This is a genomic window from Halomonas sp. H33-56 (assembly GCF_040147035.1).
In the GTDB taxonomy this organism is placed as follows: domain Bacteria; phylum Pseudomonadota; class Gammaproteobacteria; order Pseudomonadales; family Halomonadaceae; genus Halomonas; species Halomonas litopenaei.
On sequence record NZ_JAMSHP010000001.1, the window covers coordinates 878,542 to 904,447 of the forward strand.

At 66.1% G+C, this 25,906-nt stretch carries 26 protein-coding genes; 9 read left to right on the forward strand and 17 right to left on the reverse strand.

The annotated features are described in order from the left end of the window. The first annotated feature begins 69 nt into the window (after nucleotides 1-69). From NFH98_RS04005 to purU, 5 genes are read left to right on the forward strand one after another with little or no spacing between them, the layout of a single operon-like run. Entirely contained in the window at nucleotides 70-1,320 is a 1,251-nt protein-coding gene (locus NFH98_RS04005; protein ID WP_045991001.1) for a sarcosine oxidase subunit beta family protein, read from the forward strand. Nucleotides 1,321-1,335: 15 nt separating this feature from the next. Continuing rightward, nucleotides 1,336-1,701 (forward strand): sarcosine oxidase subunit delta, encoded by a 366-nt coding sequence (locus tag NFH98_RS04010; protein WP_349622250.1) that lies wholly within the window; start codon nucleotides 1,336-1,338, stop codon nucleotides 1,699-1,701. Further along, nucleotides 1,698-4,739, forward strand: coding sequence for a sarcosine oxidase subunit alpha family protein (locus NFH98_RS04015; protein ID WP_349622251.1), 3,042 nt, complete (start codon nucleotides 1,698-1,700; stop codon nucleotides 4,737-4,739). Before NFH98_RS04010 ends, NFH98_RS04015 begins: the two co-directional genes overlap by 4 nt. Beyond that, nucleotides 4,732-5,400 (forward strand): sarcosine oxidase subunit gamma, encoded by a 669-nt coding sequence (locus NFH98_RS04020; RefSeq protein ID WP_349622252.1) that lies wholly within the window; start codon nucleotides 4,732-4,734, stop codon nucleotides 5,398-5,400. The genes NFH98_RS04015 and NFH98_RS04020 overlap by 8 nt, the downstream gene beginning before the upstream one ends. After that, complete coding sequence (purU, locus tag NFH98_RS04025; protein ID WP_349622253.1) at nucleotides 5,397-6,281, forward strand: formyltetrahydrofolate deformylase; 885 nt, start codon at nucleotides 5,397-5,399, stop codon at nucleotides 6,279-6,281. Before NFH98_RS04020 ends, purU begins: the two co-directional genes overlap by 4 nt. A gap of 2 nt (nucleotides 6,282-6,283) precedes the next feature. Here purU and NFH98_RS04030 read toward each other — a convergent pair whose 3' ends face one another. Then, entirely contained in the window at nucleotides 6,284-6,982 is a 699-nt protein-coding gene (locus tag NFH98_RS04030) for a DUF3047 domain-containing protein (protein WP_349622254.1), read from the reverse strand. A 278-nt stretch (nucleotides 6,983-7,260) separates the two neighbouring features. Between NFH98_RS04030 and NFH98_RS04035 the strand changes: the two genes are divergently transcribed. Then, nucleotides 7,261-7,755 carry a DUF302 domain-containing protein gene (locus NFH98_RS04035; RefSeq protein ID WP_052704195.1) on the forward strand — a complete coding sequence of 165 codons (495 nt, stop codon included), beginning with the start codon at nucleotides 7,261-7,263 and terminating at the stop codon, nucleotides 7,753-7,755. A gap of 270 nt (nucleotides 7,756-8,025) precedes the next feature. On the opposite strand, the gene NFH98_RS04040 is transcribed toward NFH98_RS04035, so the two are convergent. From NFH98_RS04040 to NFH98_RS04075, 8 genes are all read right to left on the reverse strand, one after another. Beyond that, a complete protein-coding gene (locus tag NFH98_RS04040; protein WP_045991007.1) occupies nucleotides 8,026-8,316 on the reverse strand; it encodes a zf-HC2 domain-containing protein in 291 nt (96 codons plus the stop codon). Further along, complete coding sequence (locus tag NFH98_RS04045; RefSeq protein WP_045991008.1) at nucleotides 8,313-8,894, reverse strand: sigma-70 family RNA polymerase sigma factor; 582 nt, start codon at nucleotides 8,892-8,894, stop codon at nucleotides 8,313-8,315. Before NFH98_RS04045 ends, NFH98_RS04040 begins: the two co-directional genes overlap by 4 nt. Further along, the gene (locus NFH98_RS04050) at nucleotides 8,891-9,616 is read right to left on the reverse strand and encodes a TIGR04282 family arsenosugar biosynthesis glycosyltransferase (protein ID WP_349622255.1); all 726 of its coding nucleotides are present in this window, start codon (nucleotides 9,614-9,616) and stop codon (nucleotides 8,891-8,893) included. The genes NFH98_RS04045 and NFH98_RS04050 overlap by 4 nt, the downstream gene beginning before the upstream one ends. Next, nucleotides 9,606-10,319, reverse strand: a complete 714-nt coding sequence (locus NFH98_RS04055; protein WP_349622256.1) for a TIGR04283 family arsenosugar biosynthesis glycosyltransferase — start codon at nucleotides 10,317-10,319, stop codon at nucleotides 9,606-9,608. Before NFH98_RS04055 ends, NFH98_RS04050 begins: the two co-directional genes overlap by 11 nt. Next, nucleotides 10,306-10,965 (reverse strand): ATP-binding cassette domain-containing protein, encoded by a 660-nt coding sequence (locus NFH98_RS04060; RefSeq protein ID WP_258183891.1) that lies wholly within the window; start codon nucleotides 10,963-10,965, stop codon nucleotides 10,306-10,308. The genes NFH98_RS04055 and NFH98_RS04060 overlap by 14 nt, the downstream gene beginning before the upstream one ends. 111 nt (nucleotides 10,966-11,076) lie before the next feature. Then, on the reverse strand, nucleotides 11,077-12,786 hold the full coding sequence (locus NFH98_RS04065) for an ABC transporter permease (protein WP_349622257.1): 1,710 nt from the start codon (nucleotides 12,784-12,786) through the stop codon (nucleotides 11,077-11,079). After that, nucleotides 12,773-14,050 carry an ABC transporter substrate-binding protein gene (locus NFH98_RS04070; RefSeq protein ID WP_349622258.1) on the reverse strand — a complete coding sequence of 426 codons (1,278 nt, stop codon included), beginning with the start codon at nucleotides 14,048-14,050 and terminating at the stop codon, nucleotides 12,773-12,775. The genes NFH98_RS04065 and NFH98_RS04070 overlap by 14 nt, the downstream gene beginning before the upstream one ends. 91 nt (nucleotides 14,051-14,141) lie before the next feature. After that, nucleotides 14,142-15,242 (reverse strand): aminoglycoside phosphotransferase family protein, encoded by a 1,101-nt coding sequence (locus NFH98_RS04075; RefSeq protein WP_349622259.1) that lies wholly within the window; start codon nucleotides 15,240-15,242, stop codon nucleotides 14,142-14,144. 315 nt (nucleotides 15,243-15,557) lie between these two features. On the opposite strand from NFH98_RS04075, the gene NFH98_RS04080 reads away from it, so the two are divergent. Both NFH98_RS04080 and NFH98_RS04085 read left to right on the forward strand, forming a co-directional pair. Next, on the forward strand, nucleotides 15,558-17,060 hold the full coding sequence (locus tag NFH98_RS04080) for a SulP family inorganic anion transporter (RefSeq protein WP_045991010.1): 1,503 nt from the start codon (nucleotides 15,558-15,560) through the stop codon (nucleotides 17,058-17,060). Nucleotides 17,061-17,243: 183 nt separating this feature from the next. Further along, complete coding sequence (locus tag NFH98_RS04085) at nucleotides 17,244-18,098, forward strand: universal stress protein (protein WP_108448124.1); 855 nt, start codon at nucleotides 17,244-17,246, stop codon at nucleotides 18,096-18,098. 79 nt (nucleotides 18,099-18,177) lie between these two features. Here the strand turns inward: NFH98_RS04085 and NFH98_RS04090 are convergent, their stop codons facing one another. The 4 genes from NFH98_RS04090 to NFH98_RS04105 all read right to left on the reverse strand — a co-directional run bounded on the left by NFH98_RS04090 (nucleotide 18,178) and on the right by NFH98_RS04105 (nucleotide 20,788). Next, complete coding sequence (locus NFH98_RS04090; RefSeq protein WP_349622260.1) at nucleotides 18,178-18,678, reverse strand: DoxX family protein; 501 nt, start codon at nucleotides 18,676-18,678, stop codon at nucleotides 18,178-18,180. Then, nucleotides 18,675-19,439 (reverse strand): HvfC/BufC family peptide modification chaperone, encoded by a 765-nt coding sequence (locus tag NFH98_RS04095; protein WP_349622261.1) that lies wholly within the window; start codon nucleotides 19,437-19,439, stop codon nucleotides 18,675-18,677. Before NFH98_RS04095 ends, NFH98_RS04090 begins: the two co-directional genes overlap by 4 nt. Further along, entirely contained in the window at nucleotides 19,436-20,428 is a 993-nt protein-coding gene (bufB, locus tag NFH98_RS04100) for an MNIO family bufferin maturase (protein ID WP_349622262.1), read from the reverse strand. Before bufB ends, NFH98_RS04095 begins: the two co-directional genes overlap by 4 nt. Before the next feature lie 81 nt (nucleotides 20,429-20,509). Further along, nucleotides 20,510-20,788, reverse strand: a complete 279-nt coding sequence (locus NFH98_RS04105; protein WP_045991014.1) for a BufA1 family periplasmic bufferin-type metallophore — start codon at nucleotides 20,786-20,788, stop codon at nucleotides 20,510-20,512. A gap of 240 nt (nucleotides 20,789-21,028) precedes the next feature. On the opposite strand from NFH98_RS04105, the gene NFH98_RS04110 reads away from it, so the two are divergent. Then, nucleotides 21,029-21,391 carry a RidA family protein gene (locus NFH98_RS04110; protein ID WP_045991015.1) on the forward strand — a complete coding sequence of 121 codons (363 nt, stop codon included), beginning with the start codon at nucleotides 21,029-21,031 and terminating at the stop codon, nucleotides 21,389-21,391. A 183-nt stretch (nucleotides 21,392-21,574) separates the two neighbouring features. Here the strand turns inward: NFH98_RS04110 and NFH98_RS04115 are convergent, their stop codons facing one another. The 4 genes from NFH98_RS04115 to NFH98_RS04130 all read right to left on the reverse strand — a co-directional run bounded on the left by NFH98_RS04115 (nucleotide 21,575) and on the right by NFH98_RS04130 (nucleotide 25,764). Then, on the reverse strand, nucleotides 21,575-23,083 hold the full coding sequence (locus NFH98_RS04115) for an ABC transporter permease subunit (protein WP_124802696.1): 1,509 nt from the start codon (nucleotides 23,081-23,083) through the stop codon (nucleotides 21,575-21,577). Then, nucleotides 23,080-23,913, reverse strand: coding sequence for an ATP-binding cassette domain-containing protein (locus NFH98_RS04120; protein WP_349622263.1), 834 nt, complete (start codon nucleotides 23,911-23,913; stop codon nucleotides 23,080-23,082). Before NFH98_RS04120 ends, NFH98_RS04115 begins: the two co-directional genes overlap by 4 nt. Next, nucleotides 23,913-24,791, reverse strand: coding sequence for a putative selenate ABC transporter substrate-binding protein (locus NFH98_RS04125; RefSeq protein WP_181248571.1), 879 nt, complete (start codon nucleotides 24,789-24,791; stop codon nucleotides 23,913-23,915). The genes NFH98_RS04120 and NFH98_RS04125 overlap by 1 nt, the downstream gene beginning before the upstream one ends. 115 nt (nucleotides 24,792-24,906) lie before the next feature. Continuing rightward, nucleotides 24,907-25,764: a MurR/RpiR family transcriptional regulator gene (locus tag NFH98_RS04130; RefSeq protein WP_045991062.1), complete on the reverse strand. Its 858-nt coding sequence runs from the start codon at nucleotides 25,762-25,764 to the stop codon at nucleotides 24,907-24,909. Nucleotides 25,765-25,906 lie beyond the last annotated feature (142 nt).

Here is a 25,906-nt window from a genome sequence, read left to right on the forward strand (position 1 = left end):
CGTGACGCACCAGCGACCGCCCAGGCACTTTTCAGACACGCTCTAGCCCAGAGTTTTGAGGGACACCCTATGCAACGCTACTCCGGATTCGCGCTGGCCCGCCACGCCCTGAGTCACCACGAGAACTGGCAGCGCCAGTGGCGCAACCCGACCCCCAAGGCCGCCTACGACGTGATCATCGTCGGTGGTGGCGGCCACGGCCTGGCCACCGCCTACTACCTGGCCAAGGAATTTGGCGTGCGCAATGTCGCGGTGATCGAGAAGGGCTGGCTGGGCGGCGGCAACACCGCCCGCAACACCACCATCGTGCGCTCCAACTATCTGTGGGATGAGGCCGCCGCGCTCTATGAGCACTCGATGAAGCTGTGGGAAGGGCTGTCCCGGGATCTCAACTACAACGTGATGTTCTCCCAGCGTGGCGTGCTCAATCTTGGCCATACCCTGCAGGACATGCGCGACATCCAGCGCAGGGTCAACGCCAACCGGCTCAATGGCATCGACGGCGAGGTGCTCGACGCCAGGGGCGTGCAGGAGATCGTGCCGATCCTCGACTGCTCGAAGAACGCGCGCTACCCGGTGATGGGGGCCTCCTGGCAGCCCCGCGCCGGTGTCGCCCGCCACGACGCCGTGGCCTGGGGCTACGCCCGTGGTGCCGATGCCCTCGGCGTCGACATTCTGCAGCAGACCGAGGTGACCGGGTTCAAGATCCGTGACGGCCGCATCCTTGGGGTGCACACCAATCGCGGCGATATCGAGGCTCGCACCGTGGGCTGCGTGACCGCCGGCAACTCCGGGGTGATGGCCTCGCTTGCGGGGCTGCGCCTGCCGCTGGAGAGCCACCCGCTGCAGGCGCTGGTGTCAGAGCCGCTCAAGCCGGTGCTCGATACCGTGGTGATGTCCAACCACGTGCACGGCTATATAAGCCAGTCCGACAAGGGTGACCTGGTCATCGGCGCGGGCATCGACGGCTACAACGGCTACGGCCAGCGTGGCAGCTACGCCACCGTCGAACACACCCTGCAGGCCATCGTCGAGATGTTTCCGATCTTCTCACGGGTGCGCATGAACCGGCAGTGGGGCGGCATCGTCGATACCTGCCCGGACGCCTGCCCGATCATGTCGAAGACCCGGATCGAGGGGCTCTACTTCAACTGCGGCTGGGGCACCGGTGGCTTCAAGGCGACCCCCGGTTCGGGGCATGTGTTCGCGGCGAGCCTGGCCAAGGGCGAGATGCACCCGCTGGCTGCCCCCTTCTCGATCGACCGCTTCCACAGCGGCGCGCTGATCGACGAACACGGCGCCGCCGGTGTCGCCCACTGATTTCAGGAGGTTTCCATGTTCCATATCCATTGTCCCTACTGTGACGAGTGGCGCGAGGAAGAGGAGTTTCATCCCAGGGGGCAGGCGCACATCGCACGCCCCGAGGATCCGGCCGGCTGTTCCGACGAGCAGTGGGGCGACTACCTGTTCTTCCGCGATAACCCCCGCGGCATCCACCACGAGCTGTGGGTCCACGCGGTGGGCTGTCGCAAGTTTTTCAACGTGACGCGCCACACCCAGAGCTACGAAATCCTCGAGACCTATCGTATCGGCGAGCGACCGCGCTTTACCCGGGACAACCCCGACGGGGTGGTTGCGTCGGCGCCTGAGTCCCTTGACGACAGCGATATCGCCACCCCCGCCCAGGAGGTTCGCGCATGAGCCAGCCCAATCGCCTCGACACAGGGGGACTGATCGACCGCAGCAGGCCCCTGCGCTTTACCTTCAATGGCAAGGAGTACACCGGCTTTCACGGGGACACCCTGGCCTCGGCGCTGCTGGCCAACGGGGTGGACGTGGTCAATCGCAGCTTCAAGTACTCGCGTCCCCGCGGCGTCGTCGCCGCCGGTGCCGAGGAGCCCAATGCGGTGGTCCAGCTCGGCCAGGCCGAAGCCGAGCAGGTGCCCAATGTGCGCGCCACCCAGCAGGCCCTGTTCGAGGGGCTGACGGCACGTTCCACCAACGGCTGGCCCAACGTCCAGCGCGACCTGATGGGGACCATCGGCAAGCTAGGCGGCAAGCTGATGCCCCCCGGCTTCTACTACAAGACCTTCATGGCGCCGGCCTCGCTGTGGATGACCTACGAGCGCTATATCCGCAAGAGCGCGGGGCTGGGGCGCAGCCCGCTGGAGCGCGACCCGGATATCTACGACCACATCAATCGCCACTGTGAGGTGCTGGTGATCGGGGCAGGGCCTGCGGGACTGGCTGCCGCCCTGGCCGCTTCGCGCAGCGGCGCCCGGGTGATCCTGTGCGACGAGCAGGAACGCTTTGGCGGATCGCTGCTGGACGGGCAGGAATTGCTGGACGATCGTCCGGCGTTGCAGTGGGTCGAAGAGGTGCTGGAGGAGCTTGCCGCCAACCCCGAGGTGACGCTGCTGCCGCGTACCACCGCCAACGGCTACCACGACCACAACTTCGTCACCCTGCACGAGCGGCGCAGCGAGCACCTGGCCCACTGCGCGCCTCGAGTGGAGGGACGCCGTCAGTCGCGCTCGCGCCTGCATCGGGTGCGCGCCGCGCGCGTCGTGCTGGCCACTGGGGCCCATGAGCGTCCGCTGGTCTACGCCGGCAATGACGTGCCGGGGAATCTGCTGTGCTCGGCGGTGTCCACCTACATCCGCCGTTACGGTGTAGTGCCGGGCAAGCGGCTGGTGGTCTCCACCGGCAACGACGACGGCTACCGTGCCGCGCTCGACTGGCTGGACGCCGGGCGCGAGGTGGTGGCGGTGGCCGACGCCCGTCCTGCCCCCGACGGAGAACTGGTCGAGGTCGCCCGGGCGCGCGGTATCCGCGTTCTGCCGGGTGCCGCCGTGGTCGAGGCCAGGGGCGAGCAGCGGGTTGCCTCAGCGCGGGTCGCCGCCATCGATATCGACGCCTTTCGCGTTACCGGCGCCAGCGAGACGCTCGACTGCGACACGCTGGCCAGTTCCGGTGGATTCAGTCCGGTGATTCACCTGGCCTCCCACACCGGAACGCGGCCGAGTTGGCGCGACGACCTGATCGCCTTCGTGCCCAACCTGCCCAGGGGCATGTTGGCGGCCGGTGCCGCCGGCGGCACCTTTGGCCTGGCCGAGGTGCTGGCGGAAGGTCGCGACGCCGGCCTCGAGGCGGCGAGCCAGGCTGGCTTCGAGGGTGCCGAGCTTATACTGCCGGCGGTAGCCTCGCGGCGCGACGGTGCGGCGGTGGCGCTGTTCCAGGTGCCCCACGAAAAGCCGACCCTGCGGGCGCCCAAGCAGTTCGTCGACCTGCAGAATGACGTCACCGCCGCCGGGATCGAGCTTGCCACCCGGGAAGGCTTCGAGTCCATCGAGCACGTCAAGCGCTACACCGCCATGGGCTTCGGTACCGATCAGGGCAAGCTTGGCAACATCAACGGCATGGCCATCGCCGCGCGCTGCCTGGGGCGCTCGATTCCCGAGGTCGGCACCACCGTGTTCCGGCCCAACTATACCCCGGTCACCTTCGGAGCCATCGTCGGTCGCCACTGCGGAGCGCTGTTCGATCCCGAGCGCTACAGCGCGCTGCACCAGTGGCACGTCGGGCAGGGTGCCGAGTTCGAGGACGTGGGCCAGTGGAAGCGGCCCTGGTACTTCCCCAGGACCGTCAACGGCAAGCGCGAGACTCTGCACCAGGCGGTGATGCGTGAGTGCCGCGCGGTGCGCGAAGGTGTCGGCATCCTCGACGCTTCGACCCTGGGCAAGATCGATATCCAGGGGCCGGACGCCCGCGAGTTTCTCGGCCGCATCTATACCAACAAGTGGGCCAAGCTTGGCGTGGGCAAGGTGCGCTACGGCTTGATGTGCAAGGACGACGGCATGGTCATGGATGACGGCACCACCAGTTGTCTGGCCGAGGATCACTTCCTGATGACCACCACCACCGGTGGCGCCGCGGGAGTGCTCGAGTGGCTGGAGCTGTGGCACCAGACCGAGTGGCCGGAGCTCGACGTGAGCTTTACCTCGGTCACCGACCACTGGGCCACCATGACCGTCACCGGCCCCAGGGCGCGGGAGCTGATGAGCGAGCTTACCGAGGGCATCGATCTGGATCGCGAGGCGTTTCGCTTCATGGACTGGCGCGAGGGCAAGGTGGCCGGGGTGCCGGCACGGGTGTTCCGGATATCCTTCACCGGCGAGCTTGCCTACGAGATCAACGTCCAGGCCCACGCTGCCATGCACGTGTGGAAGGCGCTGTTTGCCCACGGCGAGAAGTACGACCTGACACCCTACGGTACCGAGACCATGCACGTGCTGCGTGCCGAGAAGGGCTTCATCATCGCAGGTCAGGACACCGACGGTTCGGTGACCCCGGAAGATCTGGGCATGCAGTGGGCGGTAGGCTACGACAAGCCGTTCTCCTGGGTGGGCCAGCGGGCGCTGACCCGCAGCGACACCGCGCGCCAGGATCGCAAGCAGCTGGTGGGGCTGAAACCCAGGGATCCGTCGGTGGTGCTGGAGGAGGGCGCCCAGATCGTGCTCGACCCTGACCATCCGATTCCCATGCCGATGGTCGGCCACGTGACCTCGAGCTACTACAGCCCGACGCTCGAAACCGGCTTCGCCCTGGCGGTGGTCAAGGGTGGCCACCAGCGGATGGGCGAGACCGTCTATCTACCCTGTGTCGACGGCACGGTCCACGAGGCCGAAATCGTTTCCACCATCTTCCTCGACCCCAAGGGGGAGCGCCAGAATGTCTGAAGCTATAGAACGTGCCCGTACCTTTGATGCCTTCCCGGACGAAGGCATCCCCCTGGAGTCGCCGCTGGCCTGGTCGTTTGAGCACGTCGGCTGCCCGGCGCCCGGCACCCACTCGCGGGTAGTGATGCGCGAACGCCAGCACGACCATCTGATCCTGCGCGGAGGCGCCATCGTGCTCGACGAGGCGGTGCGCGCGGTGCTGGGGCTGTCGTTGCCGGCGCGTCCGCTGGAACTCAGTCAGGGAGATAGGGCTTCGCTGCAGTGGCTAAGTCCCGACGAGTGGCTTGCCGTGCTGCCCCAGAGTGACGCCTTCCGCGTGGAGACGGCGCTGCGCAGCGCCCTGGGCGACGCCAGCGTGGCCTTCTCTGACGTCAGCGCCGGTCAGACGGTGATCGAGCTGACCGGTGATGACCAGGCCCTGCGCGAGCTGTTGATGAAGTCGGTGGTCTACGACGTCCACCCACGCCACTTTGCGGTGGGCAAGGGGGTGACCACGGTGCTGGCCAAGACCAGCGTCATCCTGCGTCGCCCCGACGAGCGACGCTGGGAGCTGGTGGTGCGGCGCAGTTTCGCCGACTACGTTTATCGTTGGCTGCTCGATGCCGGTGAGGAGTTCGCCATCGGCGTCGAGCGTGACGTCACCGCCGGGGAGACGACATGACGATCAGCGTGAGCGCCGTGCGCACGACCCACTGGATCCTGACCGCCCAGTGCCCGAGTCGTCTTGGCACCGTGGACGTGGTCACCCGCTTTCTGCGCGAGCAGGGCTGCTACATCACCGAGCAGCAGTCCTTTGACGACAGCAGCTCCTGTCGTTTCTTCATCCGCACCGAGTTTCGCCCTCCCGAGGGGGGCGAGTTCGATGCAGGCGCCTTCGAGGCGGCCTTTGCCGAGCGCGCGGCACCGTTCTCCATGGCATTCGAGCTGACCTCGCCAGAGCGCCTCACGCCGGTGGTGATCATGGTCTCCAAGGCGGATCACTGCCTCAATGACCTGCTCTATCGCTATCGTACCGGCCAGCTTCCGGTGGCCATCAAGGCGGTGGTGTCCAACCACCCCGATCTGGCGCCGCTGGCCGAGTGGCACGGGCTGCCCTATCACCATCTGCCGATCAGCGCCGAGACCAAGGCCGAGCAGGAGGCCCAGGTGTGGCGGATCGTCGAGGACAGTGGCGCAGAGCTGGTGATCCTGGCGCGCTACATGCAGGTGCTGTCGAGCGAGATGAGCGAACGCCTGGCCGGTCGAGCGATCAATATCCATCACTCGCTGCTGCCTGGCTTCAAGGGCGCCAAGCCCTACCACCAGGCCTTCGAGAAGGGCGTCAAGCTGGTCGGGGCGACCGCCCACTACATCAACGATGACCTGGACGAAGGCCCGATCATTACCCAGGGGGTGGAGCCGGTCACCCACGCCGATACCGCCGAGGACCTGGTGGCCCGGGGGCGTGATATCGAGTGCATCACCCTGGCCCGGGCGGTCACCCTGCACCTGCAGCGTCGGGTGTTTCTCAACGGCTCGCGCACGGTGGTGTTCCAGCGCTGACGTCAGGGACAGACAGGCGGCGACGACGAGGCGCTGAACTCCATCTTGCTGAACCAGGCGGTGGCGTCGCCTCCGGCGTTGTCGCCATCGCTCATCAGCGCCAGGCCATCGACGCCGTCGGGGCTCGCGCCGAACAGTCGACGGTAGTCGGCGGCCACGTCGCGCACCTCGCCGACCCACTGCCCAGCCTTGGCACCTCCGCTTTGCAGCGCCAGCAGGACGGCACGATCGGTAAAGGCGTTGGGCCAGCTGGTGCCTGCCGGCTGATTCGATGACCACACATAGTTGACCGACTCCACCTGCCAGGGCAGAAGGCCGGTGCGTCTGGCCACGTAGACCCGGGCGGGATAGTCGTCGCCACTCTCTGTGCGTTCGTCGACCCCGGAATAGACCCCGGATACCTGCCAGCACCAGCGCAGGTAGGGCGTCTCGCCGAGGTCGATGTCGCGCTCCAGATAGCGGGCCGAGGCCTGCCCCCGGGAGCGCGCTTCGAGCACGCTGACGCCATCGCGCTCGACCAGTCGGTAGGCCGTTTCGCCGGCGAAGGATTTGGTTGGCCAGTCGAGCATGGCGCGCGGGCTGAAGGTCTGGGCCTGGGCCTGGGCGCAGGTGGCAAACAGGACCGCGGCCGAGACAAGGGCGCGGGTAAGGGTACGCGGCGGTGGGGCAGCGAGGTGGCGAAGGGGAAGAATCCGGGCCATGCAGGCTCCTGTCGTCGGCAATCGGGGAAGCGGCTGAAACGACGTGAACGATATGAACCATCAGGTCCAAATCGTGTGGGCGACCATCGCCTGTGCGCACATCGTGTAGCTGCAGTTGTGCGCACTATGCCCAGTCGCGTCGGCTATTGGTACTGGGTCGTCGCCCCGGCGTTGAACCTTACACAGCGTCAACCCGGATTGTGAGAGATTTCCCCTTGTGGTGGTCGGGGACCGGCGACCATGCTGTAGGCACATTGACCTGGAAAGGAAGCTCCATCATGAAGCAGTGCTATCGCAAGATGTTCACCCTGTGCCTGGGCAGCGTGCTGGCGGGATCGATGGCGACCATGGCCTGGGCGCAGGGCGAGGTCGAGGTGAGCGACAGCGGTATCGCCAGTCTGACGTCGACCGATAGCCTGGAGGCGGTGGAATCTCGCTTCAAGGAGGGGCTGGAAAAACGGGGAATGGGACTGATGGCAAGCGTGGACCACCAGGCCAACGCCGCCGGGGTGGAGCTGGAATTGCCAGCGACGCGCACCTACATCTTCGGCAAGCCCGAGGTGGGCACTCGACTGATGCAGTGCGAGGGCAGTGTCGCGCTGGACCTTCCTCAGAAGATGCTGGTTCGCCAGCAGGATGATCACCTGGTGATCGAGTGGAACGACCCTCACTACCTGGTGGAGCGCCACGGCCTGCAGGACTGCGAGCTGCCCGTGGACAAGATCGCCGAGGCCCTGACCGGGCTGGCGCGGGAGGCAGCGGGCCAGCAGTGATGGCCTGGTCTTGCCCAGGCATCTCCCGAGCCTTGCTCACCGGGTCCGGCTCGGGACCTCTTTACCGGGGATCTGACACGCAATCGCTTGAGGCTGACTCAGGTGGGGGGTAACTGGCGCCCCGTCGGCGGGCTGCCTTGGTGGCCCGCCAGGGGGAGGCAGAATGGTGGGTCGATCAGCGAGATGCTTCCCTCGAGGTAGTTCAGTCGAGGTAGGTCAGTCGAGGTAGGTCAGTCGAGGTCCTTGCGCCAAGTCCGTCAGCCGAGTCCTTCAGTTCTGGCGACGGGTCTCCGCCTCGGCCATCGCTTCCTTTACCTTCAGCAGGTCCTGATCACTGGCGACGTTGTCGGTAGTCGCGCCAGGGGACGTACCGTCCTGGGGTTTATCAATTGTGCCGTTATAGGCATTGCCGACCCGGTGCAGCATGCCGAACTGCTTTTCGCAGTTGCGACAGGCCGAGCACAACATCAAGTGAAACCGCAGCGAAATACGCTCCCTGGCCGTCAGGGGGGCATCCAACTGCTTTGACATCAGCCGCGTAGCGGCCTTGCACATCATCATGCCGCGTCCTCCTTCCATCCCTTTTCAATGCAAGCGCGAAGCTTGAGGCGAGCCCGATGCAGGATCACCCAAGCGTTGTTTTCCTTGATGCCCACTTCCTTACAAATATCGTCGGTGGAAAGGCCCATCAATTCGCGCAGGGAGAAAACGCGAGCCACGTTTTCTGGAAGACTCAGCATACAAGCGTCGAATACTTTCCAGAAATTTTCGTTCTCGAACGCTTGCTCCGGGGTGCTCCATGCCTGGGGCTTGGCATCGGCGGCCCAGTGCCCATCCTGTTGAAACATGCGGTCGATGGCGTCGTCGCTGTGCTCTTCATCGAAGGGCTCCCAGCGACCATGACGCTTCTGCTGGCGCATCTGGTCGAGCAGCTTGTACTTGAGGATGCCGAATACCCAGGTTTCGTAGCCGGAGCGCCCCGAAAAGCTGTCGTTCTTCTCGATGGCGGCGATCATGGCTTCCTGCACGGCGTCCTCGGCGGCGGCATGATCGCGCAGGTGCATGCGGGCGAAGGACACCAGGCGGGGGCGCACGGCGGCGAGTTTCTTGTGGCGGTCGGTGAGCGTTTCTTGGGTCACGGCAGAATCTCCAGGGCGAGGGCTTCCATGTCGGCGAGGCGAGCCAGGTCCTGGGGCGTATCCAGGTCCCATACGGTCGTTGGACACTCCAGCGTCCACAAAAGCTCCGCAAGACGTGTGCGCGTCTGGGACATGACGCTGGACGTGCCCCAGTCGATTCCTCGGAAGAGACGGGGATCGGGGCGACGAACTCCAACCAGAGCATAGCCGCCGTCCTCGGCCGGAAGAAAGACGCTATCTGCGTCTTTAAGCCGTTTATGACAAGTTTTTAGTAATGTCTTATCCAATATCGGGCAATCTGTGCCGATTAGAAGGCTCGGGCCACCTGCCGAGCACAGCGCCGCGTGCATGCGCACCCCCAGGTCGCCTTCAGGCTGTGGTCTCAGCGTCACGCCGAACCGCTGGCGGATATCGACAAAGCACGGATGGTCATGCTCAAGCGCCGTCCACAGCGTGATGTTGCGCGCGGACGTCGTCTCCAGCGCCGTCTTCAGGGTGTACTCGATCAGTCTGTGCTGGAGACGAGCGGCGCCTTCGGCGCCGAGGGCGGGGATCATCCGCGTCTTGGCCTGGCCGGGGATTGGCGCCTTGGCCAGGATGGCCAGCATCGGACCATCCTCACGGTAAACACGGCGCTGATCGCCGAGCCCTTGGCCGCACGCCTGGCTATTCGCCAGATCCGGGCTGGCTGCCAGTCCGTCGCTATCGTGGTCAGCGCACATGGCGATACTCCTCGGCCAGGCGAACGGGATCGGCCCCACGCCAATAGCGAAAGCGCAGTCGCCACATCAGCAATATCGTCGTCAGCACGCCACCCTGCTCCCAGCGGCGACCGTCGGTGAGCACCTTGACGCCAAGGCAGGCGGGCGGAGACAGCCGCTTGAGGCGCTTGGACATTTCGATGTCTTCCATCAACGGCTGGTCGGGGAAGCCACCGACGGCGTCGAAGGCGCTGCGACGCATGAACATCGCCTGATCGCCGGTGGCGATGCCGGTCAGGCGTGAGCGCAGGTTCATGCAGGCGGCGATCAATGATAACCAGCGCGAGCGGCCCTGGATGCGCACGTCGAAGCGCCCCCAATGGCGCTTCTCCAGCGCCTTCAGTATCGCCGGCATGGCCGCCGTGGGGAGTCGAGTGTCGGCGTGCAGAAACAGCAAGGACAGCGCACTCGCCGCAGCGGCGCCCTGGTTCATCTGGCGCGCCCTTCCGCGGGGGCCGTCGATGACCCGATCGGCCAGGGGACGGGCAAGCGCCTGGGTATCGTCTTCGCTTCCGCCATCGACGACGATCACCTCGACACCCTGCTGGCGCCACTCGGATAGCCGCTCAAGACCCGCGACGATGGTCGCTGCCTCATCGAGGACGGGAATGACCACACACAGACGTGGTGCGACGGTCGGGGAGCCTGGTTCAGCGAGAGGCACGGCGGGCACCCTGCCAGGCGGCCCCGGCGGGGGCTTCGGTGGCGGCCGCCAGTTCGACGATCGGACCCGCCGCTGCCTCGGCGTCTGCCCTGTCGTGGGTGACCAGCAGCGCCGGAAGACGATGGTCGCGGATGCGCTGGAAGACCAGGTCACGCATCTCCTGGCGGAGTGCGGCGTCGAGCTTGGAGAAGGGCTCGTCCAGCAGCATCGCCTGGGGACGCGACAGCAGGGTGCGCATCAGCGCGACGCGAGCGCGCTGGCCGCCGGACAGCGTTGCCGGATCACGCTCACCGAATCCCGCAAGACCGATATCCGCCAGGGCCTCTTCGATGGCCTCGCGGCGCTCGCGTCGGCTGGCAGACGACGGCATGCCGAAGGCCAGGTTGCCGGCGACGCTGAGGTGGGGAAACAGCAGCGCATCCTGGAACAGCAGACCGAGTCGGCGGGCCGAGGCAGGCAGGTCGGTGACTCGCCTGTCGCCGAGGCGCACCTCGCCCTGGGCGTCAAAGGCGGGGGCGAGAAAGCCCGCGGCGTAGGCCAGCAGGGTGGACTTGCCGACACCGGAAGGCCCCATGACGCTGACCACCTCGCCGGGGGCGACCTGAGCATTCAGTGATACCAGTGGGGCACCGTCCAGCGAGATCACGACCCGATCGAAGACCAGTGCGCCCGTCGGGTTCGCTGGAGACGTGGGGGGAAGGTGGCATCGTGTGTCTGGTGTCTGTGACATGGTGGGCTCGGATGGCGTTGAGGCGGTTCAGGTCAGCAGGGCGCGTCGGTGGCGATGCAGTACGCGCGGCAAGCCGATGGCGAGGGCGAAACCGAGTGCCGGCAAGAGTAGCTGGGCCAGGGCATAGACCGCTGTCAGGCGACGATCCCCCCCGGAGGCAAGCGATACCGCCTCGGTGGTCAGGGTGGTCAGGCGTCCGGCCCCCAGCAGCAACGTCGGCAGATACTGGCCGACGCTGACGGCGACCCCCACGGCGGCGGCGGTGGCGATGGGGGCCAGCAGCAGCGGCAGGCGAACGCGTACAAAGGCGGCGGCCGGGCCATGGCCGAGACCTGCGGCGACCTGGGCCCAGCGGGGGTCAAGCCGCCGGTAGCTCTCGGCCAGTGACAGAAAGACGTAGGGCAGCACGAACAGGCAGTGTCCCAGTACCACCACCATGAAGCCCGGTGCCACCGACAGCTGCGCCTGAAGCTGCACCAGACCGTAGAGAAAGGCGACCGGTGGCACCAGCAGCGGCAGGTAGAGCACCAGGGTGGCGCTCGCTCCCATGCTGCGGTGATTGAGCGCTTCGCTCTCAAGACAGCCGATCACCAGGATGGTCGCGAGAGCGGTGGCGGCCAGCGCCAGCCACAGGGTATCGAGGGCGGCCGGCAGCAGGCCTGGCAGCGCACGACTCCAATTGGCCAGGGTCAGGGGCGTGGGCCAGGCCGAGGGAAAGGGCCAGAAGGCCGCCAGCGACCACAGCGTCAGCCCCAGCAGACTGGCACCGAGCAGGGTGACGCTGAGCCAGGTCAGACCGCCGCCCAGCAGGCTGCCGAGGCGTTGACCGCTGTTGCGTCGGCCGTCGGTCAGGCGTGGCGTGGCGCACCAGCGTACGGCCTGTTCCAGGCACCACCAGCAGGCCAGTGCCAGCAGCGTGATGCCGAGCTGGCTCAGCGCTGCGGCGGAGGCCATGAAGCGCATCGACAGGTCGGGATCGCCAAGCCAGCGGACCACGCTGACCGCCAGGGTCGGTGGGGTGGACGGCCCCAGGATCATGGCCACATCGACATTGGACGAGGCAAAGGCGATGACCGCATAGACCGGTAGCCGAATCAGCGGGTACAGGCTCGGCAGGACCGCCTTGAGAAAGGCGGTCACCGGCGAATAACCCAGCGACAGTGCCAGGTGCCGACGATCGTCGGCCTGGCACTGAGGCAGCGCCGATAGACTCATCAGCAGCAGAAAGGGGACTTCCTTGACCACCAGTCCGGCGACCAGCGCAAGGCCAAAGGGATCACCGGGAAACAGGTAGTCAGGAGGCGTGGCGTGACCGCTCAAGGCCGGGGAGACCAGGCGCATGGCCAGGCCCGAGGGCGCCAGCAGAAAGGCCAGACCGATGGCGGCGGCGGCGTGGGGCACCGCCAGGAGCGGCGACAGCAGGCGCTTGAGCCAGACAAAGGCGGCGCTGTCGGCGAAGGCACCGAGAAACAGCACCACGATGGTCAGGGCCAGGGCGGTGCTGATCAGGCCAGTGGTGAAGCTGAGCACCAGCATCTCGAAAAGCCCGGGGGTGTTCGCCAGGCTCACCCAGGGCTCCAGGCTCAGCTGCTCTCCACCGAGCACCGGCAGCCAGCCGAAGGCCGGCGCCGCAGCGCCTGCCAGGCCGGCCACCACCGGGGCCACCAGCAGCAGTACCGTCAGCGCCGGCGCCAGCCCCACCAGGCGGGAGAAGGTCGAGGTATCAGCGGCTGCCATAGCGCTCGAGCCAGGCCGCCTCTACCGCTTCCATCCAGCTCGGGTGCGGCTCGGGCAGGGTCTGTTGCAGGGCCTGTGGCGCCAGTCGCGCTGGCTGGTCATCCATGGGCGTCAATGCCTGACGCTCGGCCTCATTCAGGCGCGCGAGATCGAGCACGCTGGGGTCGCCCCAGACATCCAGTTGTTGCTTGCGCGCCTGGGCCTCGGGCGAGAGCAGGAAGTTGGCGGTGACCATGGCGCCGGCCTGGTGGCTGGCGTTGAACGGGATGGTGACAAAGTGAACGTTGCCGATGGTCCCGCCGTCGAGCACATAGCTGCGAATCGAGGGAGGCAGTTGGTAGTTGTTGACCGCAGCGGCGGGCTCGGCGGGGTTGAAGGTAAAGGCCAGCGACAGTTCGCCGTCGCCCATCAGGCTTCTGAGCGCAGGCCCTGAAGCGGGGAAGTCCCGCCCCTGGCGCCACAGATGGGGATGCAGGGCGTCGAGATAGTCCCACAGCGGTGCCATGGCCGCTTCGGCGTCGGCTTCGCCGACGGGGCGGGCAAGCACCGCCGGGTCGTCGATCAGTGCGATAAGCGCCTGCTTGAGAAAGGTGGAACCGTGGAAGTCCGGGACCAGTGGATAGGTGAAGCGCCCGGGATGCTGCTCGGTCCAGTCGAGCAGGGCGGCCATGCTGGTCGGCGGCGCCTCGACACGCTCGCTGTCGTAGTAGAACGTCAGCTGGGCCTTGCCCCAGGGTGACTCGAAACCCTCGGTGGGGACGGTGAAGTCGGTGGTCATCTCGGGATTGGCGTCCGGCGAGGTCAGCGCGAAGTTCGGCAGCCGCTGGGCAAAGGGCCCGAGCAGCAGATCATTGGCCTTCATCGCGGCGAAGTTCTCGCCGTTGATCCAGATCAGGTCGATGGCGCCCTCGTCGACGTTGCCGGCGGACTTCTCGGCCAGTACCCGGGAGACCGCAGCGGCGGTGTCGTCGAGCTTGACGTGGACCAGATCGATGTCGTGGCGCCGTTCGAGCTCGTCGGCGACCCAGTCGAGATAGCCATTGACGTTGGGGTCACCGCCCCAGGCGTTGAAGTAGACCGTCTGCCCCCTGGCCTGCTGCTCGATCTCCTGCCACGGCTGGTTCAGCGGCGTGGACGTATCCTGGGCCCAGGCGGGCGAGCCTAGCCCCAGGGCAGCCAGGGCGGTGAGGACGAAGGCGCCACCGGGAGGCCAGGTCAAGCGGAGGTCGGACAACGGGCGTCTACAGGAAAAAGGCGTGGTCATGGTCGCGTCCTTGTGACGATGGATAGGCAGGGTCGGATAGAGCCGGACAGGGTTGGATAGAACCGGGCAGGGCCGGACAGAGCCGGGAGCGTCAGCCGGCACGGGCGAGTTCCTCGAGTTCGTCGGCGACACGCCTGATGATGGGGGCCGAGAGGTAGTGATCGACGCGGTCGGCCACATGGGCGATCAAGGCATGGTCGCTTAGCTGTGCCGACCAGTCTTCACCACTGTGCTGCCTGTCGACCTGGCGGCGCTGCTGGGCACGCCATTTGGCACACCAGGTCAGCGACCATAGCCACATGGCGCGACGACAGGTGATCAGCGTCGACCAGTCGCTGTGATGACTGTCTTCGGCCATCAGTTCCTGCCAGCGCCGATACAGCGCCACCAGATCCTCGACGAACAGCACCGCGCGGCTGTTGAGGTCCCAGGTGGTGGAGGTGTAAAGGCTCAGGTGGGCCAGGTCGAAGCCGGGTAGCGAATAGCGGCACTTTTCCAGATCCACCAGTACGGCGCGTCCGTGAGGCGTGATCAGAAAGTTGCCGGGGTGAGCATCGAAGCTGATTAGGCGAATCTCGTCGTCGGCGATGCGAAGTCTCTGCGGGAGCTGTGCCAGCGCCTGTTCGATCAGGGCAGTGCTGGTGCGAGATAGCCCGGCCCCGGGGAGAAAGCGGGCCTGGGTGGCGATCTCGTCGAGCATCTCTCGCCAGGGATCCACCGGTGAGGCCAGGGGGGCGCGTTGATCGGGCAGCGGCAACCGGTGCAGGCTGGCCAGGGCCGAGGTCAGGGCCGGCAGGTCCGAGGGCAGGCTGGCGGGACGGCCATCGATGGCCTCCACCACCAGCGCGCCTCTGGGCAGCAGGTCGTCGCAGGGCAGCCAGTCATCGAGTCTGGGTGTATGGCCACTGGCCTGGGCGCGGTCAAAGCAGGCGACCTGATAGGCCAGGTTGGACGCCGCGTCCAGCCCCATCTGGCTCTGCTTGGGCAACCGTGCCAGCCAGCCGCCCTTGTCACTGCCGCCGGCCAGGCGCACATGCCAGTGGGCCAGGCCGGTATCGGCCAGCGGTTCCAGTCGATGCCCGGACAGAGGCCTCCCATGGCGCGCGAGACTATGCTCAAGCGCTATCAGCGGCGGGCCCGGCGATGGGCTCTCCGTTCGCGATGACGGTGGCGTCGAGACGCATCGCTCCATGTCGCGTTCCTTGGACGTAGTCTGCTGAGTCGGCAGGGGGCAACGATCCTTACACATTTTTTTAAGAAGATGCCACCGGGCGGACTTGGCCGGATCGAGACCGGGGTGGCGACAAGGCGGCGACAAGGCAAAGACAGGCTGGGTAGCAGCGTCGCCTTGCTCAGGTGGTTCTGGTAAACTGCGCCCCTTCCCGTGTCTCCACTACATCATGACAGCGCCAGGCTAACGCCTCCCGGTGCGCTGCTGTCGTGGAGAAACGGTCGGCCCTGGGCCGCTTGTCGCGATATCTCACAACCACTCCCCCTGGACCGCCTCATGATGCGATCGATCAAGCAAGACTGGTTTTCCAATATTAGGGGCGACGTGCTGTCCGGCATCGTCGTGGCCCTGGCGTTGATTCCGGAGGCCATCGCCTTCTCCATCATCGCAGGTGTCGATCCCAAGATTGGCCTCTACGCCTCCTTCTCCATGGCGGTGATCATCGCCTTCGCCGGGGGCCGGCCGGGGATGATCTCTGCCGCCACCGGCGCCATGGCACTGTTGATGGTGACCCTGGTCAAGGAGCACGGACTTCAATATCTGCTGGCCGCGACCCTGCTGACCGGGGTACTGCAGATCATCGCCGGCTATCTGCGCCTGGCCGATCTGATGCGTTTCGTCTCGCGCTCGGTGGTGACCGGCTTCGTCAACGCCCTGGCGATCCTGATCTTCATGGCCCAGCTGCCTGAGCTGACCAACGTCACCTGGCACGTCTACGCGATGACCGCGGCGGGTCTCGGCATCATCTATCTGTTCCCCTACGTGCCCAGGATCGGCAAGCTGCTGCCGTCCCCGCTGGTGTGCATCCTGGTGCTGACCGGCGTCTACCTGGCGACCGGCATGGACATCCGCACCGTCGGTGACATGGGCGAGCTGCCCGATACCCTGCCGATGTTCCTGTGGCCTGACGTGCCGCTGAATCTCGAGACCCTCGGCATCATCTTCCCCTATGCGGTCATGCTGACCGTGGTCGGTCTGCTCGAATCGATGATGACCGCCACTATCGTCGACGATCTGACCGATACCTCCAGCGACAAGAACCGCGAGTGCAAGGGCCAGGGTCTGGCCAACATCGGTACCGGTCTGCTCGGCGGCATGGCGGGCTGCGCGATGATTGGTCAGTCGGTGATCAACATCAAGTCCGGCGGGCGTGGACGCCTGTCTACCCTGCTGGCGGGGGTCTTCCTGCTGCTGATGGTGGTGTTCCTGTCGGACTGGGTCTCGCGCATCCCCATGGCGGCGCTGGTGGCGGTGATGATCATGGTGTCCATCGGTACCTTCAGCTGGAGCTCGCTGCGCGACCTCAAGAAGCACCCGATGTCCACCAATGTGGTGATGATCGCCACCGTGGCGGTAGTGGTGTGGACCCACAACCTGGCGATCGGTGTGTTCGTCGGTGTGCTGATCGCCGCGCTCAACTTCGCCAACAAGGTCGGCAACTTCCTGTACATCGCCAGTGACGAGCTGGAACAGCAAGAGGAGCTTGGCAAGGGACGGCGCTACCGCGTGGTCGGCCAGGTGTTCTTCGCCTCGTCTCAGCGTTTCTCCGCCGCCTTCGACTTCAAGGAAAGCGTCGAGAAGGTGGTCATCGACCTGTCACGTGCCCACTTCTGGGACATCACCGCGGTCCAGGCGCTGGACATGGTGGTGATCAAGTTCCGCCGTGAGGGCACCGACGTCGAGCTGATCGGGCTCAACGAGGCCAGCGCCACCATCGTCGATCGCTACGCCATCCACGATAACCCGGCGGCGGTGGAAAAGCTGATGGGTGGTCACTGAGGCAGGCGCCGAAGATGTGACGGGTGTGTGCCAGTTGGTGTAGAACTGGAGGTAACACCCGGATCGGGCTAGACAACAGGTCTGAGGGTCGCGCCCCGCTCGGGCGCGACGACAAGGCCACAATCGATGGAACGCGACGTCTGAGGACGCGCGTTCGCCCCCAACGCCAGGCAGGACGATTTCATGACAGAACAGGTGATGGCCGCCATCGACGGGTCCCAGTTTTCCGAAGGGGTCTGCGACTCTGCCGCCTGGGCCAGTCAGGCCCTCGATGCGCCGCTGACGTTTCTTCACGTGGTGGATAACCACCCCCAGACCGCCGAGGCCGATCTGTCCGGTAACCTGGGACTCGGCGCCAGGGAGCACCTGCTCGAGGAGCTGGCCAGTCTCGATGAGCGGCGGGCCAAGGTCGCCCAGGAGCACGGCCGCCTGATGCTCAAGGCGGCCAAGGATCGCGCCAGCGCCAGTGGTGTTGATGACCTGCATTGCCGACAGCGCAACGGCACCCTGGTGGAAACACTGCTGGAGCTGGAAGACGAGATCCGCCTGCTGGTGATCGGCAAGCGGGGCGAGAGCGCCCAGCAGGCCAGCGAGCACCTGGGCTCGAATCTCGAGCGGGTGGTCCGCGGTCTGCATCGGCCGATTCTGATGGTACCGGAGAGCTTCACGCCGCCGACTCGGGTGATGATCGCCTTCGATGGCAGCAAGACCACCCGCAAGGGCGTCGAGCTGCTGGCCAGGAGCCCGCTATTCAAGGGGATCGCCTGTCACGTGGTGATGGTCGGCGCCGATACCGGTGATAACCGCACCCAGCTGGAGTGGGCGCTGGACAGCCTCAAGGGCGCCGGTCACGAGGCCCAGGGCGAGATTCGCGCCGGAGAGGTCGAGGAGACCCTGCGCGCCTACCAGAAGGACCACGCCATCGAGATGGTGGTGATGGGAGCCTATGGCCACTCGCGGATTCGTCATCTGCTGGTGGGCAGCACCACCACCAGCGTGCTCAGGCGCACCTCGCTGCCGGTGCTGCTGCTGCGCTGACGAGGCTGAGCCGACACGACATCGACCCGCCGCCGAATCCTGTTCGGCGGCGGGTCGTTTCTTTTTTGCGTCTATGCGTCTATGCGTCGTCGGCGCGTTCCTGCTGCGGCGTCACCGATTCGCGACCTTTGCCCTTCATCCTGCACAGCAGCCACTCCAGCGAGAGGCAGCCGCCGCCGCGCAGGATCAGGGTGGCGAGGCTCGCCGCCCAGAGTCCGTGGGTGACCCAGGCCTCGGGATAGACGAAGGTCTGGATCACCAGGGTCATGATCAGTAGACCCAGGGCTGCAAGTCGCGTGGCAAGCCCCGCCCACAGCAGCAGCGACAGCGAGAACTCGGCGAGTGTTGCCAGGTAGGCGGCCAGCACCGGCGAAATCAACGGCAGGGCGTATTCGTGCTCGAACAGGAAGAAGGTGCTGTCGGCGATACCGAACCCTTCCACCTTGGTCAGCGCCGACAGAAAGAACACGGCGCCGAGTACCAGGCGCATCAACGCCAGCACCAGGTCCAGCGAACGACGCTCGAGCCAGGGGCAGAGTCGCCCGTAGTAGGTGTCCAGCAGGTTTGTCATCGGTGTCATGGGGTGCCTCGTAGCAAAGTGGGGGCGGGGTCCGGTACCGCCAGCGCGCCATGGCCGACCAGGGTGCCCAGGGCGTGGCCGAGGGCATCCTCTGCCACGCCGCTGTCGGCCAGTTCGCCCAGCGCCTGGGACAGCGAGGTCGGTGTGTCCAGCAAGCCGTACAGCGCTGCGCTTGCCGCATCGAGTGGCATAAGCCTGACCTGGCGACCCGAGCGGATCACCAGCCAGTGGCCGGCGCCTCGCTCGCCCAGGGGGGCGCCACCCTCTCCGCGCTCCAGCGCCTGCCACAGGGCTTCGACGTCATGTTGGCAACGGATGGCCCGGCTGGCTGGACGGGCCTGGACAAGCCGCTGGTCGTCAAGGACGGCGCCGATATCGGACGCCTCCAGCGGCGCTGTCTCGGCTGCGTGACTGACCTGAAGCCGGGCATGCTCGAGTCGCGCGATATCGGCAACGAACTGATAAGGCGCAAGCGCCGGTGCGCGCGTGAGAGCGTCGGCAAAGCCCTGGCCGTAGCGGCTGAGTCGAGGGTCCTGCGGGGGGCTTGTGGCCACGAAACTCGCGGCCTCGGCGCTGAAGCAGCGCTCGCCCAGCAGGGTCAGGGTATGGGGAAAGGCTTCCTTCAGGGCCTCGATCAAGCTTGAGCGAATATTGTTGCGGTAGACGTCGAGCCCGGCCTTGTGACCAAGCTGTGGTGGCGTCGCCTGGGGGCGATGCATGGCATCGATGAAGCTACGCTGCCAATCGAGCAGGCCGCTCATGGCGCTCTCCCTGTGTCTCGCGCCGAGGCGCTGGCTGCCAGGGTGGTGCTCGCATCGGCGTCGGGGCCATGGGCTGCATGCTGATGCCGGCGTGCCAGGTCGACCTCCTGCATCCAGCGCTCTAGCGTCGGCACCCGGTTGTCCCACTCGATCAGGGTGGGCAGGCCGGGACGCCGGGCGAGCACCTGACGGTAGCGTTGCCACACCGGCTCACTGACGGCGCTGCCATGGTCGTCGATGTACAGCTCGCCGGCGGCATCGAGGCTGTGGCCGGCCAGGTGCCATTCGCCGACGGCGGCCCAGGGCACCTCGTCCAGATAGGCATCCAGGTCGCGTCCCAGGTTGGCGGCGCTGATATAGGCGTTGTTGACGTCGAACAGCAGCCCACAGCCGGTCGTGTCCACCAGCCGCTGGAGGAACTCGGTCTCGCTGAAGCGATTGTCGAGGCTGACGTAGAGGCTCGGGTTCTCCACCAGCAGGCGGCGGCCGAGACGGTCCTGGGTGCGTGCGATATTGTCGCCGAGAACGCGCAGCGATTCCTCGGTCAGCGGCACTGGCAGCAGGTCGTTGTAGCTGTGGCCATCAAGACGGCTCCAGGCCAGGTGCTCGGAGACCAGCGCGGGGTTCAGGTGATCGACCAGGCGTGCAAGACGTTCCAGATGGGCCGGGTCGATGCCCTCGGCACTGCCCAGCGACAGGCCGACGCCGTGGACCGAGAGCGGGTAGCAGCGTGCCAGTTCATCGAGTCGATCCTGAAGGGGCCCGCCGGCGTTCATGTAGTTCTCGGCGTGCAGTTCGAGAAAGTCCGGGGCCTGGGCCGACTGGGCTGAGTGAACCGAGTGAGCCAGATGGACCAGCGCCTGCATATGCTGAAACTTGAGGCCGATACCGACCGCATTGGCCGCCATTGGCTGTGGCGCTGGCAAGGACGCCGAGACGGGCGTCTCGAGCGACTCGCGTGGAAGGCTGGATGACAGGGAAGAGGGCATGGGCGATTCGCTATGGCTTGAGGCTTGGCGTGTAAACGTCACGGGAAGGCCGTAGCCTCCCCGTGGCGCCAGTGCTCTGGCTCAGGGGCGCTCGACCTCGCTCAGGCTGCCATTGCCGTGGGGCGTTTCGATATCGGTACAGGTGCCTTCCGGGACCAGGGTCCAGGCGTTGCCCTGGTAGTCGACGGTAGAGGTGCCGGCGCAGGTGGTGCCTGGCCCTGCCTTGCAGTCGTTCTCTCCGGCCAGGGCGACGCCGTAACACTTTTCCATGTCGCCATCGGCGGCCTGGACGGTGGCGATGGCGCCGGCTTGCGCCAGGGCGGTGGACAGCACGGCGGCCATCATGACGGAACGTTTCATTTGCAAACCCTCATATAAACGGTTGGGCGACAGCAGGACTGTCGTGACTATGTCGCCGGGGTGAGGGATACCTGACATCGCAAAAGAGGCAAAAGCGCGACAACAGACTATCTGGCGCAGGGAGAAGTTGGCTATATTGGGCGGCTGTCTAACGTTGCAGAGAAGACACTGGTGAAGAGGTGGTCGAATCGGCTGTCTTTTCGAGGTTTTTTAGAAATACCGACTTTTTTGGAGAGAGCGATGAGCATTCAGCGTCACGACACCAAGACCCGCATGAGCCGCGCCGTCATCCACCACGGTGTTGCCTACCTGTGTGGTCAGGTCGCCGGACCGGACGCCCGTCAGGGGGATATCACCGCCCAGACCACCAGCATGCTGGAGCGTGTCGATGAGCTGCTGGCCGAAGTGGGCAGCGACCGCGAGCATCTGCTGAGCGCCACCATCTACCTGCAGAACGGCGAGGACTTTGCCGCCATGAACGCGGTATGGGACGCCTGGGTGCCGGAAGGCCACGCCCCCGCCCGTACCTGCGTGTGCGCGCCGATGCCGGCCAAGGAACTGAAGGTCGAGATCACCGTCACCGCCGCCGTCAAGGGCCTGTAACAGAGCCCCAGTGACCTAGCCGTTGACATAGCCGTCCGCTCGAACGACAACGCCGGCCCCGTGGCCGGCGTTGTCGTTTGTGTCGGTTTTGAGGCATTGGTCCTGGCGTCAGGGTGCGCCGGATAAAACGCCTGTGCCGCCCTTGAAGACGTCTTGTCTTCAGCGCAGGCAGGGATCTGCCCTTCAGCGCAGGCAGGGGTCTTCCATAGGTGGCTCACAAGGCCTCAGACGGCGGGCCAGGGCGTCGACGGCGATATTGAGCAGGGCGGTGATCACCAGCAGGGCGAAGGCCACGTCGAACATCAAGGTCTGGAAGGCGTCATCGATATTGTCGCCGAGGGTGGCGACCCCAAGCATGCCGAGCAGGGCGCTTTCACGCAGGATCACCTCGGCGCGGTAATAGACCAGCGCCAGCATGCCCGGGTACAGCCGTGGCAACAGCTCGTAGGCCAGCCGCCCCGAGGCCGGGAGTCCCGGCATGCCGGGCTCGATGGCCTGAGCGTGGCGACATACCAGAAAGGCGATCAGGGCGCCGTTATGCAGCGCCAGGGCCAGCCAGGCCGGCAGCAGCGATGGCCCCAGCAGCAACAGGAAGACGAAGGCCAGCATCAGCTCCGGGGTCGAGCGCAGAAAGATCAGCAGACCCTGGCCGATGCCCTGGCTGACGCGATTGCCGAAGTGGCGCGAGGCCAGGGGCCACAGCACCAGGGCGAGCAGCAGGGCGCCGACGGTGCCGAGCAGCCCCAGCAGCAGGGTATTGGCCACCGCGCCGACGAGGTCGGGCAGTTCGGCCAGCCAGCGGAGCACACCGCCGATGTCGCCCTGGAGCAGGGCGCGGGGCCAGATGTCTACGCTGACGAAGCGCCATAACAGGCCTGGGTCGATCTCGGGCCAGGGACCCAGCAACCACACGCTGGCCAGTCCCAGCGGCAGCAGCAGGCGCCGATGGGCCCACCAGGGCAGGGTGGCGATCAGCAGGTAAAAGGCCCACAGCAGGGCACCGGCCTCGAAGTAGCGACCCTCGCGAAAGGCGCTCTCGAGCTGGTAGCCCAGCGTCGGCAGACCGACAAAGCCCAGCAGCACGCTGCTTCTGAGCGCGCATTCGAAGCGGTAGCGGGTGTAGGCGGCCAGTTGGGCGAAGGCCTGGGGCAGCTCGGTATAGGCCAGCCGGGCCAGGCGCCCGGTACCCTCGGGCAGCGCCGCCTGGGGCGCCTGGGGCGTCTGCTCGAGGATCTCGGCGTAGACCTTGGCGAAGATGCCGGCGTAGGGAATCGCCAGGGCCGCCAGGGCGGTCAGCGCGGACAACCCGAACACCTGCAGGAACAGCAGCGCCCAGAACAGCTCATGTACCGCCCGCACCGCGGCACTGGCCGCGCGCACCAGGCGTGAGCGGGCGTAGACCAGCGCCAGGGGCAGGCCCAGCACCACGCCGGCCAGGGTGCCCCAGAAGGCCACCGCGATGGTCAGGCCGATGGCCTGCAGGGGCGTCTCGATGGCGCCGAAGTCAGGCAGCGCCAGGCCCATTGCCATGCGTCCGAGTTCGCCCCAGGGATCGCGGCTCAATACTTCGAGGTCGGCCAGCGGAATCGCCAGGGCAGCCAGCACCACCAGCCACAGGCTGTGGCGTGCCAGGCGGGCACCGATACCGTCGCCGGCCAACAGGCCTGGGCGTGTCGCTTGCGCGGCGCTCACGGTCGTGCCTGCTCCTCGCCGGCCTGGTGCAAGGCGTGGCGAGCGCTGGCCTCGGCCGGCGAATCGCTGTTGTCGTCGCGAGCAGGGCTGGGAGCAGCGGGAGAGGAGACCGTGCGTGACGCACTTGGGTAGAGCGCGTCGAGATCATCGAGGCTTAGATCTTGGCTGGGCGCGTCGAGCACCACGCGACCGTCGGCCAGCCCCCAGACGCGATCGAAGTGGCTCAGCGCCAGCTCGCGCTGGTGCAGCGCCATCACCGTGGTAGCGTGCTGGGTATCGATTCGATCGAGCAGCGCCATGGCCTGGTGGGGGTCGACGCTGGCGACCGGCTCGTCACCGAGAAATACCTGGCGGCGCTGATAGAGCGCACGGGCAATGGCGACCCGCTGGCGCTGGCCACCCGACAGCCGACCTACCGGGCGCCTGATGGCGCCTTCGAGCCCTAGTTCAGCGCACAGACTTGCGACATCTTCCCAGGCCTGGCGCAGCGGCCTGACCAGGTTCCACAGGTTGACCAGCGCCGAGTGGCGCTCCAGCCTGCCCATGTAGACGTTATGGTAGACCGATAGCTGAGGCACCAGGCCGTGGTACTGGGGACACCAGGCGGCGTGGCGGCCAAGACGGCGGCGCAGCTCCGCCAGCAGGGTGGACTTGCCGACGCCGCTTTCCCCGAGCAGGGCGACGCGCTCGCCGGGCGCAAGGCGAAGGTGGACGTCATGCAGCACCGTATGGTCGGCGTAGCCCAGGTCGACCCCGTCGAGGATCAGTGTCGGGAAGTCACCGTGGCCGTTGTCCCGGCCGCCGGTGACCTGACGTTGGCCATCGTCCATCAGCGCAGCAGGCCGAGGCTCTCGGCGACCGTCTCGATGGGGGCGTACATGCTGTTGTCGGCGGGAATGAAGCCGGAACGCGGGAAGCTCTCCAGCAGTTCGGGATCTTCCATCTCGAGCAGTGCCTGGCGAACCCTGTCGGTAAAGCCTTCGCCGAAGGCTTCATCGGCGTCGCCGCGCAGGGTCCACTGGTAGTCCGGGTAGCTCGGGGTAGACCAGATCACGCTGACCTTGTCGGTGTCGACATCGCCATTTTCCAGCGCCGCGTCCCACACCTTGAAATTGACCGCGCCCAGCTCGTAGGTGCCGGCCTCGACCAGGGCGATGGTGCGTGAGTGATCACCGGAGAAGCCGACCCGTGAGAACAGCTCTTCCGGCGCGGCGTCGAAGCGCTCGCGCAGGTAGTGCTCCGGCATCAGGCGACCGGAAGTGGAGGTCTTGGCGCCAAAGGTGAAGGTCTTGCCCTCGATCTCTTCGGGCAGCTGGTCGGCGGCCTCGAGTCCGGTGCTGGAGTGGGCGATGAAATAGCTCTCGAAGGCCGCATCCTCGACGCCCTGGGCCAGCGCCTGGGAACCGGGCACCAGGCGACGGGCCTGGACACCGGACAGACCGCCAAACCAGGCCAGCTGAACCTGGTCGTTGCGGAAGGCGGTGACCGCCGCACCGTAGGACTTCACCGGCACGTACTCGACCTCGACCTCGAGCGTCTCGGACAGATAGTCGGCCACCCGCGAGAAGCGCTCCACCAGACGCGATTCGTCCTCGTCGGGGATGGCGGTGAAGCGGAAGGTCTCGGTCTGGTCGGCCAGCGTCGGCAGGCTGAACAGCCCCAGGCTCAAGACGGTCAGAACGGAGGTCAGGGATGGCAGTGATCGCATGAGGCTTCCTGGCAATGATGTGGATGGCGGCGTGCGGACAGGGACGCAAGACAGGCCGCTATTGTTGTGCCAATACGCTAAGGAGGCAAGCCGAGGAGCGGGCCTGACGTTGTTGTCACTCGTCGACGCTGTACCTTGTGCTGCGCAGGCTGTCCTTGATCTTCTTGAGGTGGTGCAGGAAGTCCTCGCCGCGACGCAGGGTGACGCCGGTGGCCAGCACGTCGATCAGCGCAAGCTGTACCATGCGTGAGGTCATCGGCATGTAGTGGTCGGTGTCTTCGGGCGCGCTGACCGCAAGGGTTTCGGTGCACTGGCGCGACAAAGGTGAGTCCGGCGCGGTGATACCGAGCACCACGGCACCGTTTTCACGGGCCAGGGCGGCGATGTCGACCAGTTCCCGGGTGCGCCCGGTATAGGACAGCACCACCACCACGTCGCCGGTGTGGCAGGCCGAGGCGACCATGCGTTGCATCAGTACGTCGATGTAGGCGCTGACCGGCAGGTTGAAGCGAAAGAACTTGTGCTGGGCGTCCTGGGCCACCGCGCCGGAGGCACCGAGGCCGAAGAAGTGGATCTGCTTGGCCTGGATCAGGTAGTCGACCATGCGCTCGATGCGCTCGGGAGCGACCTCCCGACTGGCGAGGTCCAGCGCCGCAATGGTGGCGCCGAAGATTTTGCCGCTGTAGGCCTCGGCACCGTCATCGGGTTCCACCGCCTGGCTGACATAGGGGGTGCCGCCGGCCAGGCTCTGGGCCAGCTGGATCTTGAAGTCGGGATAGCCCTTGGCCTCGAAATTTCGGCAGAAGCGATTGACGGTAGGTTCGCTGACCGAGGCAGCTTGAGCCAAACTGGCGATACTCATGCCGGTTGCGGCGGCGGGGTCGGCCAGAATGACGTCGGCGACCTTGCGCTCGGAGCGGTTGAGCTCGTCGAGGCGGGTGCGAATGCGTTCGATAAGGTCGTGGCGAACCATGGTCGAGGTCGGCTCCGTGACGAAAGGCGCGGGCAACTGCGCGGTGGTGCGCGGGCAGCGGCGCATTTATTGGGGTACCCGAGACAATTCTCTCTGGGGATGTGGTGATTTAACTACGTATTGGCGGCTATCCTAGCGCTCC